Annotated in this window: 1 pseudogene and 1 other annotated feature; the pseudogene reads left to right on the top strand. The window is 46.8% G+C overall.

The features are described 5' to 3' along the window. Positions 1 to 50 precede the first annotated feature (50 nt). Positions 51 to 1,050, top strand: a pseudogene (locus tag JMY00_RS13455) (IS3 family transposase); the annotation flags it as partial. Next, positions 326 to 442: a sequence feature (AL1L pseudoknot), on the top strand. It overlaps the preceding pseudogene by 117 nt.

Genomic DNA, 1,050 nt, shown 5'->3' with positions numbered 1-1,050 from the left:
TGAACCGCCCCGGGATTGTCGGAGACTCAACATTCTGAGAGAATACGACAATGAAAAAACAAACCTACACTCCTGAGATTAAAGAACGCGCCGTTCGCATGCTCATTGAATCAGCAAATGACTATCCCTCCACCTGGTCAGCGATTCAAGCCATTGCCCCTAAGATTGGCTGTACGCCTGAAACCCTGCGGTCGTGGCATAAAAAACACATCGATCAAACTATTCCTGCATCGGTGCAAGCGCAAAGTGATAAAGAGCGCATCAAGGAGCTTGAACGCGAATGCAGAGAGCTCAAGCAAGCCAATGAGATCATACGTAAGGCTGCCGCTTTTTTCGCCCAGGCGGAGCTCGACCGCTGACTAAAATCATGATTCAATTCATCGACGATCATAAGAATAATTATGGGGTCGAGCTGATCTGTAGAGTATTACCGATTGCCCCATCAACCTATCACCGTGCTAAAGACTTGGAGAGCTACCCTGAAAAACGCTCACTGCGCAGTCAACATGACGACTTTTACATCAGCGAGATTAAACGTATCTGGCAGGACAGCAAATGCCGTTACGGTGCGCGTAAAGTATGGCAGCAGATGAAAGCTGACGGGTTAAAGGTTGCTCGTTGTACCATAGAGCGTTTAATGAGACAGCATGGCTTACAAGGTGTCTGGCGCGGTAAGGGTAAAATAACAACTCACAGCCGTGATGATCAAAAGCGTGCTGATGACCTAGTTAATCGTAACTTTAGCGCTCATCGCCCTAACCAGCTGTGGGTGGCGGACTTCACTTATATCAAGACGATAAGCGGCTGGGTCTATACCGCTTTTATTATTGATGTGTTTGCTCGCGCTATTGTGGGCTGGAAAGTATCTAATCGTATGAACACAGATATGGTGATGGCGGCGTTAAATCAAGCAATAGCAGATAGAAACTATCCCAAAGATGTGATTCATCACAGTGATCGAGGGGTTCAGTATTTATCCATTCGCTATACTGATAAAATGGCTACATGCGGTGTCATTGCCTCTGTTGGCACAACAGGCGATTCATACGA

The sequence above is a fragment of the Psychrobacter sp. Pi2-52 genome (assembly GCF_904846705.1).
Taxonomy (GTDB): Bacteria; Pseudomonadota; Gammaproteobacteria; order Pseudomonadales; family Moraxellaceae; genus Psychrobacter.
This window is presented reverse-complemented; position numbering and strand designations above follow the sequence as displayed.